Source organism: Fictibacillus sp. UD (assembly GCF_043558025.1).
Taxonomy (GTDB): Bacteria; Bacillota; Bacilli; order Bacillales; family Fictibacillaceae; genus Fictibacillus.
The window spans coordinates 145,449-161,133 of the sequence record NZ_JARUHH010000002.1; the positions used below are offsets into that span (position 1 = coordinate 145,449).

General features: G+C 40.1%; 16 protein-coding genes. 3 read left to right on the top strand and 13 right to left on the bottom strand.

Annotated elements, in window-relative coordinates; all coding sequences use genetic code 11:
- Positions 1-27 precede the first annotated feature (27 nt).
- From P8610_RS04280 to P8610_RS04300, 5 genes are all read right to left on the bottom strand, one after another.
- Positions 28-1,281 carry an ABC transporter substrate-binding protein gene (locus P8610_RS04280; RefSeq protein WP_394603219.1) on the bottom strand — a complete coding sequence of 418 codons (1,254 nt, stop codon included), beginning with the start codon at positions 1,279-1,281 and terminating at the stop codon, positions 28-30.
- A gap of 43 nt (positions 1,282-1,324) precedes the next feature.
- Positions 1,325-3,415: an amylo-alpha-1,6-glucosidase gene (locus P8610_RS04285; RefSeq protein WP_394603220.1), complete on the bottom strand. Its 2,091-nt coding sequence runs from the start codon at positions 3,413-3,415 to the stop codon at positions 1,325-1,327.
- An 83-nt stretch (positions 3,416-3,498) separates the two neighbouring features.
- Positions 3,499-4,515 carry a LacI family DNA-binding transcriptional regulator gene (locus P8610_RS04290; protein WP_394603221.1) on the bottom strand — a complete coding sequence of 339 codons (1,017 nt, stop codon included), beginning with the start codon at positions 4,513-4,515 and terminating at the stop codon, positions 3,499-3,501.
- Positions 4,516-4,810: 295 nt separating this feature from the next.
- Entirely contained in the window at positions 4,811-6,823 is a 2,013-nt protein-coding gene (locus P8610_RS04295; protein WP_394603222.1) for an HYR domain-containing protein, read from the bottom strand.
- Between the two features lie 158 nt (positions 6,824-6,981).
- Positions 6,982-7,320, bottom strand: a complete 339-nt coding sequence (locus P8610_RS04300) for a LapA family protein (protein ID WP_394603223.1) — start codon at positions 7,318-7,320, stop codon at positions 6,982-6,984.
- A 126-nt stretch (positions 7,321-7,446) separates the two neighbouring features.
- Here P8610_RS04300 and P8610_RS04305 point away from each other — a divergent pair, with 126 nt between their 5' ends.
- Positions 7,447-8,127, top strand: a complete 681-nt coding sequence (locus P8610_RS04305; protein WP_394603224.1) for a haloacid dehalogenase type II — start codon at positions 7,447-7,449, stop codon at positions 8,125-8,127.
- A 9-nt stretch (positions 8,128-8,136) separates the two neighbouring features.
- Here P8610_RS04305 and P8610_RS04310 read toward each other — a convergent pair whose 3' ends face one another.
- The 3 genes from P8610_RS04310 to P8610_RS04320 are packed head-to-tail and all read right to left on the bottom strand — an operon-like array spanning position 8,137 to position 9,536.
- A complete protein-coding gene (locus tag P8610_RS04310) occupies positions 8,137-8,322 on the bottom strand; it encodes a hypothetical protein (RefSeq protein ID WP_394603225.1) in 186 nt (61 codons plus the stop codon).
- Between the two features lie 29 nt (positions 8,323-8,351).
- Complete coding sequence (locus P8610_RS04315) at positions 8,352-8,915, bottom strand: hypothetical protein (protein ID WP_394603226.1); 564 nt, start codon at positions 8,913-8,915, stop codon at positions 8,352-8,354.
- 9 nt (positions 8,916-8,924) lie between these two features.
- A complete protein-coding gene (locus tag P8610_RS04320; RefSeq protein ID WP_394603227.1) occupies positions 8,925-9,536 on the bottom strand; it encodes a hypothetical protein in 612 nt (203 codons plus the stop codon).
- 88 nt (positions 9,537-9,624) lie between these two features.
- Here P8610_RS04320 and P8610_RS04325 point away from each other — a divergent pair, with 88 nt between their 5' ends.
- On the top strand, positions 9,625-10,047 hold the full coding sequence (locus P8610_RS04325) for a hypothetical protein (RefSeq protein ID WP_394603228.1): 423 nt from the start codon (positions 9,625-9,627) through the stop codon (positions 10,045-10,047).
- A 267-nt stretch (positions 10,048-10,314) separates the two neighbouring features.
- On the opposite strand, the gene P8610_RS04330 is transcribed toward P8610_RS04325, so the two are convergent.
- Positions 10,315-11,235, bottom strand: a complete 921-nt coding sequence (locus P8610_RS04330) for a CobW family GTP-binding protein (RefSeq protein ID WP_394603229.1) — start codon at positions 11,233-11,235, stop codon at positions 10,315-10,317.
- Between the two features lie 63 nt (positions 11,236-11,298).
- Positions 11,299-11,874 carry a thioredoxin family protein gene (locus P8610_RS04335; RefSeq protein ID WP_289496167.1) on the bottom strand — a complete coding sequence of 192 codons (576 nt, stop codon included), beginning with the start codon at positions 11,872-11,874 and terminating at the stop codon, positions 11,299-11,301.
- Between the two features lie 418 nt (positions 11,875-12,292).
- Here P8610_RS04335 and P8610_RS04340 point away from each other — a divergent pair, with 418 nt between their 5' ends.
- Positions 12,293-12,805, top strand: coding sequence for a cupin domain-containing protein (locus P8610_RS04340; RefSeq protein ID WP_394603230.1), 513 nt, complete (start codon positions 12,293-12,295; stop codon positions 12,803-12,805).
- Positions 12,806-12,850: 45 nt separating this feature from the next.
- On the opposite strand, the gene P8610_RS04345 is transcribed toward P8610_RS04340, so the two are convergent.
- From P8610_RS04345 to P8610_RS04355, 3 genes are all read right to left on the bottom strand, one after another.
- Entirely contained in the window at positions 12,851-13,963 is a 1,113-nt protein-coding gene (locus P8610_RS04345; RefSeq protein ID WP_394603231.1) for an MBL fold metallo-hydrolase, read from the bottom strand.
- A gap of 310 nt (positions 13,964-14,273) precedes the next feature.
- Positions 14,274-14,444 (bottom strand): hypothetical protein, encoded by a 171-nt coding sequence (locus tag P8610_RS04350; protein WP_289496169.1) that lies wholly within the window; start codon positions 14,442-14,444, stop codon positions 14,274-14,276.
- Between the two features lie 40 nt (positions 14,445-14,484).
- The gene (locus tag P8610_RS04355; RefSeq protein ID WP_394603232.1) at positions 14,485-15,486 is read right to left on the bottom strand and encodes a S8 family peptidase; all 1,002 of its coding nucleotides are present in this window, start codon (positions 15,484-15,486) and stop codon (positions 14,485-14,487) included.
- Positions 15,487-15,685 lie beyond the last annotated feature (199 nt).

Sequence of the window (15,685 nt, forward strand, 5' to 3'; positions counted from 1 at the left end):
TCACGTTGTTCACCTCTTTCCTTTGCTTTATTCTGTAACCTTTATTTCTCTGTTCGCTTGTTTTTCAGCATCTTTTAACGCTTCCTTTAAGGGGCGGTCACCCAAGTATGCACTTAGAAACTGATTGTTAAAGTTGTTCATAACGATCGGAAGCGTCGGTCCATCCTGCCAAACGGTTGCATATTCTGCGCCGCTGACGAGTGGTCCGCGAAGTTCGTCCTGATCATATCCTAACTCTGCCGCAACTGACTTTCTCGTTGGAAGAGCAAAACCCTTACTTGTCCATTTTTTCATGCCTTCTTTTCCAGTCAGATATTGTATCAGTTCCCAAGACTCTTTTTTGTGTTCAGACTCTGCATTCATCGCGTAGCCTACCGTAAAGGACATCGTGCCTTTTTCTCCATTTACAGTCGGCAGTTCAGCTGTTCCATAGTCTAAATCAGGGAATGTATCTTCTAGGAAAGGAATGTTCCAGTTTCCTTCCATGACCATTGCAGCATTTCCTCGGCCGAACATCTCACCAGCGGATTGTCCAGCACCAACTTCTGATGGTGAAGCTGCCGTCTTGTCCTTCACGTGCATATCCACAACGGGCTGAATAGCGTCGACCACTTTATCGTCTGCAAACGTTGCACGTCCATCTGTGATCACTTCGCCACCACGTGACTCAGCCATATAATACATTCGCTCGATCTGCGGAAGCATACCAAGTCCGTACACTTGTTTTTCATGGTCTGTCAGCTTTTTTGCGACGTCCTCCATCTCTTCCCACGTTTTTGGAGGCTCTGTGATTCCTGCTTCCTTAAACATTTTTTTATTATAAAAAAGGGCTAAAGTCGAATAATCCTTTGGCAAACCATAAAGTTCTTCGTCATCTTTAAACGCATCAAGCATCGGTTTTTCAAAATCATCAAGATCAAAATCTTCTGTCACATATTTATTAAGTGGTTCAACAGCCCCCGTTTCGATTAAGGCAGGAGCTTCAAATGCATCCAGATAAAATACATCAGCTGCCGTGCCTCCAATCAACCGAGTCTTTAAAACATCCATGTATTGATCACTGATCGTATTTAACTTTACGTCGATATGGGGATGCTCTTTTTCAAAATCAGCTAGCACTTCATTCAATAGCTTTTGCTCTGTCGGATTTCCTCCCCATCCACTTAGAACGATTTCGGTTTTACCTGAATTACTTTTCTCTTCATTTCCACAACCGGAAAGAATCGTTGTTAAAAGCAGTGAAGATATTCCAAATGCAGACAGCCACTTTTTACATCTCATTTTTTTAGCTCCCTTCTTCAACGAATGTGAATGAGGCTCTCCATTATTGAACAACTTCATATCCCGTAGTATTTTCCAAAATGGTCACCACTGTTTTTAATCCATCTTTTTGAACATCCACTGAAAGATAACCTTCACCGATTTTGATACGCTCAACTTTAAGGACATTCATGTTTTCCAGCAGCTGAGGAGAAAGTTTAATCACTTTGTTTAAACTATCAGGAAACAATCCGAGAATCGTTTGAACAAATACGAGCGGAGTTCCTGCAGCCCAAGCTTGTGGTGAACACGCTACAGGATATTTTACAGCTCGTCCGATCGTAGAATCGTATCCGCAGAAAAGCTCTGGCAGTCTGTCATATTCGAAATGACTTGCCGCTTCAATCAACCCGTTAATTACTGTGTTAGCTTCTTGCTGGTGATCTAGCTTACTCATCCCAAGCAGAATCATACTGTTATCATGCGGCCAGATGCTTCCATCGTGATAACTCATCGGATTGTATCCTGCTTCTCCTTCTGCCATCGTACGCATTCCATATCCTGAGAAGAAGACTGGGCCCACAAGCTTTTCTATCACTTTTTCCGCTCTATCTTCTTCAAGCATCTCGGCAAACAGGACGTGTCCAGGGTTAGTCGTTAACGTACCGACTTGTTTTTTATCTTTATCTAACGCAATCGCATGGAACTGTTGATCCTCCATCCAAAATTGCTCGTCATACAGATTCTTCAATTTCTCTGCTTGTTCACGAAGTTTGTTAGCTTCCTCTCTTTTTCCTTGTGCCTCAAAAATCGCTGCAACACCAATTTTTGCCTGATAGACATAGCCTTGAACTTCTGAAAGTGCGATTGGTGTTTCAGCATAATCACCGTTTCGGTGTACGATCGAATCACCTGAGTCCTTCCAGCCTTGGTTGGCGATTCCCTTGCTCGATTCTTGGTGATACTCCACAAATCCATCACCATCACGGTCTCCATACTCGTCGATCCAGTTCAGTGCAGCTTCTATATTTGGCAGCAGCTGTTCTGCAAGCGTTAAGTCACCTGTCCACTTTGTGTATTCAGATAAAAGAACCAAAAATAGCGGTGTTGCATCAATGGTTCCGTAATAAGGAGTAAACGGAATCTGGTTCGTCGCCGCGAGTTCACCGTAACGAATTTCATGCATGATTTTCCCTGGCTGTTCATCACGCCAAGGATCTACTTTTGTACCTTGCTGTGATGCCATCGTTAACAATGTCCCTTTTGCAATCTCAGGATTAAAAGCAAGCATTTGAAGCGCTGCAATCAAACTGTCTCTGCCAAACGGAACGCCAAACCAAGGCAGACCTGCAACAGGGAATGAGCCATGACCGATATCTGTTAAAAGAACACGAAGGTCCATGATTCCACGGTCTATCAAGCGTTGAAGAGGCTTGTAATCCGTCTCCACTTTTGTAGTTTCTGCTTCCCACTTTTCGTATGAAGCATGCAAGTTTTGAAGCGCTTTTTCCGGATTGATTACAACACCTGATTCTCCGTTGATCTCAGGAGAAACAGAGAATGTTACAGACTGTGCTTCCCCATGATCCAGATGGAACTGAAAAGCAATGTTTCCTTCTTTCTTTACCGATTCAGCTTCACGATTCCATTGAATCTTCGTTGCGCGTTCAACATCATCTGATCCTTTATAAAAATAATCTAAAGATGTGTTAGTTACTTTTTCCCCTGTACGCTTTCCAACTTCACCTGTTTGAAAACCTCGTACGATAAACATATCTGTAAAATCAGCGTCAACATGAACACTTACCTCAAAATCTACTGGTTTTGGGTAATAGTTTTTCACTTGAAGGGTTTCATACAATACGCCGTCGTAAATTAAGCGCTTTCTTTCAATCTCGACTGATTCCCTCCATAAAATCAGTTCACCCTCTTCTTCCATATGAGGATTTGTCAGCAAAATCTTCGCCATATAGTTTTCATCCGCAGAAGAAGATAAAAGAATAGGGTCCTGACCATTGATCTTGACATCGAACTTGCTTAAAAAACGAGTGTCTTTCGTATATAAACCCAATCCATAGTCATTTTCTTTTGGGATATTGCCTTTATCGTCTGTTAAGAAAAATAAATCGTTCTCTTTAATCACGCGGTAATTCATCGTTTGTTTCCCCCTGCTCTCTCCATTTTTTCAAGTATAATGATTTTCCAAAACGTTTTCGGTAAAGACTTAATGAAAAACCACTAACTGTGGTTTTCTGTAGTTGATTCTCTTTTTATAAAATCCGTATGAAGCACTTTACTTTTTTTCGCTAGGTTTCCTTCCAGCATATTTGTTAAAAGGATAGTTGCTTCAACACCTAACTGATAACGATCTTGTGCGACTGTTGATAGTGAGGGTGTACAGTAAGCAGATAGGATGATGTTATCAAACCCAACGATGGATAGATCATCGGGAAGGGTTTTCCCCATCTTTTTCGCTGCACGTATAGCTCCCATTGCCATTAAATCACTTGCACAAAATAGCGCTGTGATCTCAGGATGTTCTTGGAGAAGATCGGTTGTTACTTGTTCTGCTGTTTCTTCTAAGAAAGCACCGTCCACTACATAATTTCCGTTGAACACCAAGCCGTTTTTTTCTAGCGCCTGTTGGTATCCCTCTAATCGTTCCTGACTGACAAAAGCCTGGCTATGTCCGTTGACCATCCCTATGTTGCGGTGTCCGAGTTTTGTCAGATGCTCTACTGCGGTTTGAGCCCCCATTTTATTATCAGTTGTCACGTACCCTACCGATTCACTTTCCATCGGAATATCAATTAAGATACATGGGATATCACTTTTTAAAACTTCGTCTAAGTACGGATCATCTGTTTTGATTCCTTGCAGGATAACACCTTCAACTTTTCTTTCTTTGCAAAGCTGGTTGTATGTTTTTTCCTGCTGTTTTTTTGAATCGGTACTGATTAAAACGAGCTCATATCCAAGATCTCCCGCACAATCATTAACACCGCACAGCACTTCAAAGGTAAAGTTATCTTTGCTGCCTTCAATACGAAGCCCAGACACGAGCAGTCCAATAGTTTTTGTCTTTTTCATCACCAGGCTTCGCGCCAATAAGTTGGGACTGTAGCTCAGTTCTCGTGCAATCTGCTTAATACGTTCTCTAGTTTTTTCATTTACATCCGAGTAGCCGTTCAACGCTCTAGAAACCGTTGTAACCGATACACCTGCTTTTTTTGCGACATCTCTAATCGTTGCCATTTTAAATCCTCCAAAACGTTTCGGATTGATTAGTTGTTATCTTAACGTGTTTTGTACACGCTTTCAAGTACAATTTAAATATTTCAGAAAAAGGTTTTCACAATTAGTCAATAAAAGAAAAAAACCTGATGAACACCAGTCAATGGTTTCTTCAGGGTAAATTTACTCTTACCTGGAACAAAATAAGTTTATCATTTTTAGAAATGGAGGCAGTTACTCAATAGGTTGTTCAGCCTAAAGCATTAAGATATTTCTATAAATCTATAAAACTCATGTAGCTCTTTTTAATGTTTTGTTAGTCATTCTCATCAGTTTTTATCCGAATCTGTTGGTTTTGAAGTAATTTTAGTCTTAGATCTAAAACCATTTTGGATGAAAGTATGAATCTTTGTTCTACTACCGTTACTGTAAACGAACAGGTAGCTATATTTCCTGCAGCGTCCGTTGCTGTACAAGTTACAGTTGTTGTTCCGAATGGAAATAAGGAACCAGGAGGCGGAGAACAAACTGCTCCAGCACCAGGACAATTATCAGAAACAAGAGCATTGGGATAATTTACAATGGCTCCACCAAGGTCAGGGTCGCCAATTACTGTGATGTCAGGTGAACAGACAATGATCGGCGGCTCGGTATCATTCACTGTTACATTAAACGTGCAGGAGGCTATATTTCCAGAAGTATCTGTAGCTGTACAAGTAACTGGAGTTGTTCCAACCGGAAAAAAAGATCCAGATAGTGGCGAACATGATGTTGTAACAGCACAGTTATCCGAAACATTAGGTTCTGAATAGTTTACAACTGCTCCACATTGGCCAGGATCATTATCTTGGATGATGTTAGTTGGACAGATAATGGTTGGGGGTTCCAAATCAATGACTGTCACGTTAAACGTACACACAGCTGTATTGCCAGATGCATCGGTCGCTGTACAGGTTACCGTGGTTGTGCCTACTGGGAAGAATGACCCCGATGGAGGTGTACAAGAAATCGTGTAATCAGGGCAATTATCGAAAACGGTTGGATCTCCATAATTTACAACAGCACCACATTCTCCTGGAGTATTAGGCACCGTTATATTAGGAGAACAGATAATGGTTGGGGGTTCGTCATCATTTACTGTTATCGTAAACGAGCAAGAAGCTGAATTTCCAGAGGTATCGATCGCGGTACAATTAACTGTCGTTGTTCCAACAGGAAAGAATCCGGGTCCTGGTGTACAAAAAAATGTAGGATCAGGGCAATTATCAGAAACGGTTGGATCTGGGTAGTTAACAAATGCACCACATTGGCCAGGATCGTTTGATACCACAATGTTATCAGAACAGGTGATAGTCGGCGGTTCTTCATCATTTACGGTTATCGTAAACGAGCACGTAGATAAATTTCCAGAAGCATCGGTCGCTGTACAGGTTACCGGGGTTGTGCCTACTGGGAAGAATGATCCAGATGGAGTTGTACAAGAAATCGTGTAACCAGGGCAATTATCGATAACGTTTGGATTTCCGTAATTTACAACAGCACCGCACTCACCTGGATCATTCGTTACAGTTATGTCATCAGGACACGTAATTGTTGGTGGTTCAGTATCATTCACTGTTACGGTAAACGTGCACTCTGCAACCAAATTACCAGTGGCAGCGGTCGCTGTACAAGTTACAGTTGTCGTTCCCACAGAAAAGAATGTTCCAGACGGGGGACTGCAGGTTACCGTTAAATCTGGACAGCCGACCGTTGGATCTGGATATTCAACTACAGCACCACATTGACCAGGATCATTGGATACTGTGATATCTGGCGGACAGGTAATGGGTTGCTCAGCTGTCTCCAAATTGATTGCGTCAAGACCCATAAAAGAGTCAACTGCAGCACGTCCAACATTAGTTATACGAGCCTCTAATGTATACGTTCCTGAAGTTAAAAATGTATAAGTCCAGTTGCTCCAGCCAGTATCCCCTGTTGAGTTAACAGAAGCAAAGTAAGGGGTAGCCACTAAAGTAGCTCCTGATAAGATTCGTACTTCTGCAAAATCGTTAAACTGAGTCGGCGGCACTTCGGGCGACTGAAAAAAAGCCCATCCTGAAATTTGATCACCAGCACATGCAAAAAATGTTTGCGAAACACTTGTGAAATTACCAGAGCCGTCAGTTTTAAGTACGGCAAAGAAATTACCTTGAACTGGAGAGAAAGTAACAACTGGAGCGAATGGGGTAGTAAATGAAGTAACAACAGTTGCTGACCCTCCTGTAGGCACATTAACATTCCAGCCTGTGAAGTCCCCTGTTTCAAAGCTAGGGTTAATAATAGGCATTGTTACACCTCCTTTGTTTTTTAGCTTAAGGGGTTATTAGACCCTGTTTCATAATATGAAATGTTTGGACGAGCTGCCTGTGCCTTTGGTGCAGGTTATTTGCTTATCTTTTTCAATAAAAAAACGCTCCCTATTTAGGAGCGCTTCTTTACTCATATTTACCTGTCTTCTGCTCGTTCATGAGGAATTTCTTGTGCGGGTTCCACTTTTTCTTCTTCTACAATCTCTCTTTTTTGATCAGCATTCCAAGTTTCTTTTTCATTTTGAATCTGATGAAGCTTTTTTACTTGTCTCTGCAGCTGTATGACCTTTATTAAACCGAAAAGTCCTACAGATAGACCACCAATTACGGCTGAACCAAGAATGACAAGCACTAGAGGCCAGTTAGCCGTTCCAAACAGATAGTTGATTTCAACATCACCAACGTTAATAACCGCGAATGTTGCAATGATCAGTGCAAAAATAAAACCAAATAACAGATACAATTGCATTTTCATTATTATCACCTCATTGTTATCTATTCCCGTAATTACAGGAAATTCACTTGAATGAAAGAATTTTTTTATTGAACGATTTGAGCGATCGCGATTTCGGGTATCCTTCTTTATAAGGTGGTGCTTCATTTGACGATTAAAGCGTATGTTTATGATGCGTATGGAACACTGTTTGATGTGCATTCCGTTACTGAAAAAGCAGAATCTCTTTTCAAAAGTTACGGGAAAGAGATCAGTGAAGAATGGCGTAAAAAACAGGTGGAGTATTTTATGCTGCACCAACTCACTCAGCGTTATTTCCCCTTTTCCGAAATAACGCGCAACGCTCTTTTATTTACTTTAAAAAAATTAACACTTCATTGCAAAGAAGATGCCCTGAATCAGTTAATGGGGGCTTATTTAGAACTTGAAACATACGCTGAAGTTCAAGAAACACTGGAAAAACTTTACCAGAGAGAAGTTAAGCAAATTATATTCTCAAACGGAACGAACGAGATGCTTAAACCATTGGTAAAGAACCGTAAACTAGATAGATTTTTGGATGTATTATCTGTTGATGAGGTTAAACATTATAAACCCGCTCCTGCTGCATACAAGTATGCTCACGAAATGCTCGGTGTAAACCGTGATGAAATTCTATTTATGAGCTCTAACTTTTGGGACATAACTGGTGCAGCATCATATGGTTTTAAAACGGCTTGGATTAATCGCGCAAAACTGCCAATGGATTTACTTGGTATAAAACCTGACTTTGAATTTAGCAATCTATCCGAACTTTTAAAGCATGAAACAAAGCGGCCTTCTAGATGAAGACCGCTCTTATTTATTCTCTGTTTTATTATTAGAGGTAATGAAATAATCTGGTATGATCAGCGTGCCTATAAAGAACAAACCACCTCCAAAAATACGGATATACCTTTCATAATCTGTTTCTATGGTTAATGACCCAATCATAATTAGTGCACCAAGTACAACTAATGTAATGCCAAGGTAACGATTTCTCACGATTAACACTCCCAGAATGTTTTTACTTACTAATTAAAGAGTTTCGTAATAAATGACTTCTTCTCTTCCAACTCTCTTTCTTGTTTCTCTGAGGTTGGAACCTGCTCCCCTTCAATTCCTTGTATCAAAGGTTCTGCCATTGTTTCAGAAAACTGAATGTGAGGGACTACCCATCCGATATCTTCTTTTTTCACCCTTACCCAGACATCTTTTTGGCACTCTGCACAGGTTTTTAAGCCCGTATAGTGTAATTTATAAACATACTCGTTGCGGCTTATCTTCCATTGAAACATATCCATATTTTCAAAAGAGTAGACAGGCTGTTCGTCCTTATTCGTCTCAGATACTACATCAACGTATTTACCCTTTTCTGAGTCTGATAACAAACGATATTTCATAGGTTCATTATTTTGTAATTCTGCCTCTCCCCATTCACTAGCCGTTATTTGGGCTTCTATCTTTGAATCAGATCCCACAAATAGTAAAAAAAGTGAACTTATAATCAATCCTACAAAAATGGCGATTAATAAAAATGAAAAACCTCTATTTTCCTCTTTCATTTCAAGTTTAAACTTCACTTTGTCTTTGCTCATGATAAGCTCCTAATTATGAATTTCTACACTCACAACCGTTTTCCACGTTGCTGGTTTATGGCACATCATTGCAGGTGTTAAATAGATTTCTCTGTAACTTTTATCTAGTTTATAACCCTCTTGTTCTGCAAAATCAAAAATTTCTTTTAACGTTTCGTTAGTGTCACGATAATGGCCAATATGCAGCTTTTGCACACATAGTACCGACTCCGATGTTATGAGTTCCATTCGAGGCAGTTCACTTTTCAAGTTTTTCGCTACATGAAGTTGTGCTTCCTCAAACATCTCTTCTGTAATACAATCCGGTACTTGCATCATCTGTGCTGCAAGTGATCTTTCATCATTTTTTTCATGCCAAAGAATTTCATGTGGCATTAACGTAAATTTATAATCCAAGTTGTTTTTTGTTATGTTTTTTAGCTGGTTCACAACTTTCCAAACCAACCAAGCTTCATCAATAGGCTCAGGCCGACCTGCCCAATCCATACGATAAGCTGTATTCATCTCTTGTGTAATATAACTCATTGCTGGTATTTTACGAACAGAAACAGGACCAGGTTTCATTCTATAAATATCAGAATGAATTTTACGGTGATCATGAGTCATTATTTTTGTTTTCACATAAACACCTCTTCTTCTAAAATTGGAAAATTATGATAATATTAGGTTAACATAAATCATTTAACTTGGGTCACTAGGAGGGATTTTTTTGAAGAAAAAGCTGTTTTATGGATGCGGTTTGTTTGTCCTTTCCTTTCTTGCAACATTTTTAATTCTGCATTCCTATGTGAAGATCACCACTCCGAATGAACATGAAGAATGGATTCAAAAAAAAGGCTGGAATATCGCTTTTTATATACCGAAAAAAGAAAAATTCACAGTACCTGAGTATCCAGAGGCCCTTCGAACCTACAGTCTTGCCAACGTACACTTTAATGGTTATAAAGATAAAAAAATTACACAATACCGTTACCGGTTAAAGGAAAGTTGTAATAAAGAGTATCTAGAGGCTGTCATTCTAACTGTTGAAGAGAAAATGCTTGGAAGTTATATAGATGTGTCTGATAGTAAACCAGGAGTAACTGAAATGGTGGATAAAGACATGTATATGAATGAGGTTTGTTTATATTAAAGAATTCTGTGTCAACAAGGAGTTGCTACCGATGTACCTTTTGAGAACCTTCTTAGAAATTAGGCACCAAGCTTCCATTCCAAGCAACATGGCGGCGATTATCTTCTTAACAAATTCCATCTCGTAGAAAAATAAAAATAAACTATAAAAAGACACTTGATAGCGATCTTCTCAAGTGTCTTAACAGTCCAGAAATCGTTCGTATAACCTTGGAATCGCTCATAAACCTCTGGAACCGCTCATAATCTCCAGAAATTCTTATAATTCTTACTTACTCATTCTTTCAACTTCCTGCAATCCTTCTGTTAATTTCTCCACGTCTAAATCTTCACCGATAAAAACAAGTCTAAGCGGCATCTTCATTAGCTCTTTTTCGTAAGATGGCAATCCGTAGGAATATTGAAAAAGATAGATTTGCTGGTCCTCGTTTTTGATATAGCCTTTTATACGATAAATAGAAGACGGTGCCTCGCGCAGCCAGTTCTCAAAAACGTCTTTCTTAACAGATGCTTGAAAAGAATAAATCCACGTTTTCACCTTTAATTTTTCAGCTGTTACGGGGTGATGCTCTGACCGTTTTTTTACCGTTAGTGAAAAAAACTGTGACAATTCCACTTTGGCATAGTCTGTTAACATGTATGGCGTACCTTCGTTCAATCGTTTTGCATCGCTTTCCAGCTGCCTCTTTTGCGTCTCAGACAAACTAACTGTTTTGTTCCAAATAATAAAATCCGCATGTTTTATTTGTTCGAGCATCAGCATTTTCGCTTGAACATTCATCTTGTCTCGATCTAACCATCTCGGTGCATCCATTATAGAAATAATACCTGATACATGTAAGTCATCTAACAAATACGGTGACAAACAAGCATCTAGAACATCAATCGGATGAGCCGCACCAGTTGCTTCAATGATTAATGTATCTAGCTCGTTTTCTTTACATAGTGACCAAAGCTGTTTTTCCAGCTGATCCGATAAAGAACAACAGATGCATCCATTTAACAATTCTTTTAAAGGCACATCGCCGGGAACCGCATCGGAATCAATCGACACCGTACCTAGTTCATTCATCAATACAGCGGTTTTATGATTGTGCTCTTTTTCATACTCCAGCAGCTGCTTTAGCAACGTTGTTTTTCCACTGCCTAGGAAACCGGCTAGTATAATTACATTTGTTCTCTTTTTCATCGTACACCTCAAGCTCAATAGGAATTATCTGTTTTATTTTATCACAAAGCAAAAAACAGCCCATTACAGGCTGTTTACGTTTAACTTAACTAAAAGTTTCTTTATAATATCCAAACTTACCTCTTCCCAAAGAGCATGGTCAGTCGTAAATAAGCTGGAGATTTTCTCTGCAAAATGCTTAAATGCTTTTTCGTATCGCGGATCATCTTTGGATGGTATTTTTCTCTTTCGTTCTTCAACAATCTGTTGGAGTTTTGGTGCACGCGGTCCCCATTTCACGATCTCTTTTCCATTTTCATCGATAAATATGATGATTGGAATTGATTTCGCTTTGCCTGTTAAGTACCGATCCATTAGTTCTGGATGCTGGTCGCGCAAGATAAAACGAACATCAATAAGGGCTTCATCAGCCATGCGCATAAAAACAGGGAGATTCAGCATCGCATCACCACACCAGTCTTCGGTAATCACAATGGCTCGCAGCCGGCTTTTTTGCATACCTTGCAACGCATCTTTCATGGGATCTGGGAGTACGAATGAGTTGTAGATTGTAAGCAGGTTTTCCTTGTGTGTTTTCATAGAGTTTATATATGCATAGCGAGTCATGCCTTTATCGAACCATGTATTGAGGTCTGTCATCCTGTGTTCCTCCCTGTTTATCATGTATTCTTATTTTAACCAAACAAGGGGGAGTTGTGGCAATGAAAACGTCTTAAATTTATTTTTTTGGTTCTTTTAACCTGCTCTAAGTTTTTTCTGGAGTTGGGAAACAGCGAATAAAAGCAGGTATCTCTCATTCGGCGTTAACCGGAGCCAGTCCTTCGCTTTGTACTTCATACTGATTTCCACCTTTCGCTAACATTTTAACTATGTATTCTCTTATTACCTCTTTTCACACAAAAGAAAACTTTTTTGAACACATAAGTTTTCGTCATTTATTGAGCTATTTCGCAGTTTTGCTTTTGTTTTCTTTTCTCTTTGTTAATTATTCAGGAAATTGAAAGGTTTCTTTTCATAAAAATAAGGGAAATGTTACGAAAAACGGGGGAGGAGTCTTATGGATATGAAAATACTTAGCGAAGATGTGAAAACGCTATTTTTTACAGACGATGGCATGATCCCGAATCATCCTTCATGGCCTGTTTTGTTGTATGTCGGTCAACTAAAAGAACCACAGGATGCTTTGCATGTATTTGAGAAGAACGGCTGGACCAACGGCTGGAAAAATGGTGTGTATGATTATCACCATTATCACAGCAATACACATGAAGTTCTTGGCGTGATGAGCGGTGAGGCTGTGCTGCAGCTTGGCGGTGAAGATGGAGTTTCGGTCACAGTTTCTAGAGGGGACGTAATCGTTCTTCCTGCTGGAACGGGACACAAATTAATTGGTTCAAGTACTGATTTTAAAGTAGCAGGCGCTTATCCTGACGGCATGGATCATGACTTAAAAAAAGGTGAACCTGATGATAGACCAAAAGTGTTAGATGATATCATGCTCGTTCCCCTTCCTGATACAGATCCTCTTTTCGGAAGTGATGGTCCTTTGTTGGATTTATGGAAAAATTAATGGAGAAAACAGCGAAGAGCGACCTCAGCGTAAGGTCACTCTTTTTTACGTGTTCTTTTGAAATTGTTTTCTCCACCACTTTCGTTTTGGCAGATTATCTGAATGGACGGCTACTGTCTCTCCGATCATTGGTGTACATACCTCTACACCTTGTTTATCTGCGGCTTTTAAAGCTCGTTCAACTGGATCGACCCAATCATGCAGTGATAAGGTAAAAGCACCCCAATGAATCGGAAACATTATCTTACCTCTCACATCAATGTGTGCCTGCACTGTTTCTTCAGGCATCATGTGGATTGCAGCCCACTTTTCATGATACTGACCGCATTCCATTAACGTTAGATCAAACGGACCGTATTTTTCTCCGATCTCTCTAAAGTGTGGGCCATATCCGCTGTCACCGCTAAAGTAGATTTTTGAATCTTTTCCTTTTAAAACCCACGAACACCAAAGTGTAGAATTTCGGTCTGTTAGGCTTCTTCCTGAAAAGTGTCTGGCAGGCGTACAAACGAGACCGATTCCCGCCATTTCTACCTCATCCCACCAGTTGCACTCTTTGATTCGTTTTCTTTCAACACCCCATCTTTTTAGATGTCCGGCAACCCCAAGAGGTACTACAAACTGTTTCACTTTGTGTTTTAATTTTTTAATCGATTCGTAATCTAGATGATCATAATGATCATGCGAAAACACAACAAGATCGATTTCTGGCAAATCCTCAACGCGAAAAGGCAATTCTTTGCTGTAGCGTTTGTTTCCAAACCACGGTACGGGTGATGGTGCCTTGCCAAACATCGGATCTAAAAGAACACGCTTTCCATCGATTTCTATTAAAAAAGCAGAATGACCGAACCACGTAACCTTAGTGGCTTTATTATTGTTCTGTGCAGAAAATTGAGACGGTTTGACAGGAATGGCTTGTTTGGGCTGTCTATTTGGATTGCCGCGTAAAAATTCTTTTAAAACAGGCAGCATAGAACGGAAATCTGTCGCCATTTCAGTTGGAATTATATTACTGAATGTGCCGTTATGATAATGATCGATTGTATTGTAATGTTGTATTGTTTTCTTTGACGGCTTTTGTCCAAACGCGGGATGTAAACTGATAAATAAAATGACTGCTAGTATTACAGCAATTAAGATACTTAGAACGAGCATAGTTATGACCCTCTCTTATGTAACATGGTGTAAATATACTACTCCTTCTGTTTGCTTGTTCGCAACTTTTTAGGTTGAGATCTCTTTAAGTGTGGCTTTTGATTGCATGCTCGAAATTTGAAACATTGTGTCGACTCGTGGATAAATCCTCAAAATTTCTGGATTGATAGCCAAATCTCGTGGATTGAAGGTAAAAACTTGTGGATTTAATTACACAAAAGCCCCTCGCCTGTTAAACCGACAGCAAAAAAACTGATCTGTTCAGACATTCTCTCGTCCAAACAGATCAGCTTTCATTCTTCTTATTCATTTAAGCACTTTCCTTTACCTTTTTCTTTGCTGTTTTCTTACGCTTTCGCTTCTTTTTCTTTTCTAGCTCTGCTTTTTTTGCTTGGTTTTTCGCACGCCTTCTCATCTCTTCATAAATCCTGACACACAGGGTTGCAAAGCTGATCAGAAGGGCAATAATTTTATACGCCATCCCCCAACACGCCCTTTCTTCCTAAGAAACGGGGCTAAATTTATGATTCAGGCTCTTCAGCTGCAGCCGTTTCAATAGGAGTTCTCATTACTCGTAATGTCTCCTTATCACACACTGCTTTTTCTTGTGCATTCAGAACTAGCAATCCGTTACCTTCTGCTTTTTTCGTCAATCCGATGCTTAACGTATTTTTCACTAATTGTGCATACACCTCTGCTTCACAAAGCTCACGGCCAAACAATTTCTCCTCGCGTTCAATAAGCAATGCCGCTGCACCTGAAACGTGCGGAGTGGCCATTGATGTTCCAGACAGCTTGGCGTATTTATTTCCAGGGTATGTTGAAACCACATCAACTCCTGGGGCCACAAGATCAATTTCATCATTTGTGTTTGAAAATGGAGCAAGTTTCATTTTTGAATCAACCGCACCAACTTGTACCACTTCTTTATACGCTCCAGGATAAGCATGCTCGTTCGTATCTTCTTTGTCGTCACCCTCATTTCCAGCTGCACAGACGACAAGTACATCATTTAGTACCGCTCGTTGAACCGCCTCGTGAAGTTCAGGTACATCAGTTGGGCCACCTAGCGACATGGAGATGACACGCACTCGTTCACCGTTCTCTCCCCGCCAATTTACGGAATAATCAATGGCATCAATGATACCTTGATACGTTCCTCCTCCATCCTTACCAAGAACCCGGCAGATCAAGAGCTTCACATCTGGTGCTACGCCTGCTACTCCAGCGTTATTTAAAGTGGCAGCGATCGTACCTGCAACATGTGTTCCGTGATAATGCGCATCACGATAATCATCTTCATCTCCGTCTACAAAATTGCGACCTCCAGCAATGCGGTTCACTAACTCAGGGTGGCTCGTGTCACATCCCGTATCGAGTACAGCGACAACAACACTTTGGCCTTTTTCTCCTTCACGCCAAAAAGCTGGTGCGTTAATCATCTCGACTCCGTATGGAATTTCCTCTTTTGATTCTTCAATTACTTCTTCCAGTACAAAGGGAATTAAACAAATTTCACTCATGATTCTTACCTCCTTTTAGTTAAAAGAATAGGGTTCATCATTTTGAGCTTTGTGTGGATTTTCGTGTGGCTATATGAAAAATGAACCTCCTTTCTTATCACTTGAGTTTCATAAGAAATAAAGATTCTAGATGGGGGTTATAATACTATTCTACCAAACTGTTAAAAGTTGCCACAAGTCCTGACTTTAAATATGAGCT